The sequence below is a fragment of the Streptomyces sp. NPDC034049 genome (assembly GCF_055575575.1).
Window position 1 is genome coordinate 1 of sequence record NZ_JBVISJ010000052.1, and the last position, 1,278, is coordinate 1,278.

2 protein-coding genes are annotated in these 1,278 nt (G+C 66.1%); both read left to right on the forward strand.

From position 1 onward, the window contains the following. Positions 1 to 52 precede the first annotated feature (52 nt). Positions 53 to 340 carry a transposase gene (locus tag ACZ52C_RS42005; protein WP_469079795.1) on the forward strand — a complete coding sequence of 96 codons (288 nt, stop codon included), beginning with the start codon at positions 53 to 55 and terminating at the stop codon, positions 338 to 340. Then, positions 328 to 1,248, forward strand: a complete 921-nt coding sequence (locus ACZ52C_RS42010) for an IS3 family transposase (RefSeq protein ID WP_469079796.1) — start codon at positions 328 to 330, stop codon at positions 1,246 to 1,248. The genes ACZ52C_RS42005 and ACZ52C_RS42010 overlap by 13 nt, the downstream gene beginning before the upstream one ends. Positions 1,249 to 1,278 lie beyond the last annotated feature (30 nt).

Genomic DNA, 1,278 nt, shown 5'->3' on the forward strand with positions numbered 1-1,278 from the left:
TGTCCCTCCCCTCGTAGCGTGAAGACCGTGACTGCAGGGGAAGTTGGGAGTCATGGCGGAGAAGCGACGGAAGTTCGATCCGGAGTTCCGTGAGGGGGCCGTACGGATCGTCACGGAGACCGGTAAGACGATCGCTGAGGTCGCCGAAGACCTGGGGATCAACGAGACCACCCTGGCGAGCTGGGTCTCCCGCGCCCGTCGGGCAGGGACCGCACCGGCCGGCGGGAGTGACGAGCTGGAGCGGTTGCGGCGGGAGAACGTCCAGCTCAAGCGGGACAACAAGGAGCTGGTCATGGAGCGTGATGTTCTCAAACGCTGCATGGTCCTGTGGGTGAAGTAGCCGTGGCGGACCCGGCGTCCGTCGTCGGGGTGATCAGCGACTTCAGGACCGAGCACGGCATTTCGCACCGCGTCTCCTGCCGCGCCCTGGGCGTGAGCGAGTCGTGGTTCTACAAGCACCGCACCCACCAGCCCACCCGACGTGAGCTGCGCAGACAGCATCTGATCGAAGCGGTGAAGGAGGAGTTCGACGACTCCGGCGGCACCTACGGCTCGCCGAAGATCTGGATCAGGCTGGTCCGGCAGGGCTGGCGGGTCTCGGTGAACACCATCGCGAAGATCATGGCCGAGTTCGGCCTGGTCGCGCGGAAGGTGCGCAGACGGCGGGGGCTGACCCGGCCGGGGAAACGGCCGACCGCCCCGGACTTCGTGCGCCGCGACTTCGCCGCCGAGGCACCCGACCTCGTCTGGTGCGGAGACATGACGGAGATCGAAACCGGTGAGGGCAAGCTGTACTTGGCCACGGTCATCGACCTCTTCTCCCGCCGCCTGCTGGGCTATGCGATGGGTGCTCGCCACGATGCCGAACTGGTCGTTGCCGCCCTGCACATGGCCGCGACGACCCGCGGCGGCGACGTGCGCGGCGTCATTTTCCACACGGACCGCGGGAGCGAGTACGGCTCCCGCAGATTCCGCCGGGCCTGCCGCCGGCTGGGCGTCTTCCAGTCCATGGGGCGGGTCGGTTCGTGCTTCGACAATGCCGTCAGCGAGGCGTTCAACAGCATTCTCAAGGTCGAGTACGTCCACCGGCATACCTTCGCCACCCGTGCCGAAGCCCGGATCAGGATCGCGACCTGGATCACCGACTTCTACAACGTGCGACGGCTACACAGCGTGTGTGGCTTCAAGAGCCCGATCGACTACGAACACGACCACCGAGCCAGCCTCACCGAGGAACTGGCTGCATAGGAAGGTCTCCACGTTCGGAGGGGATTGACA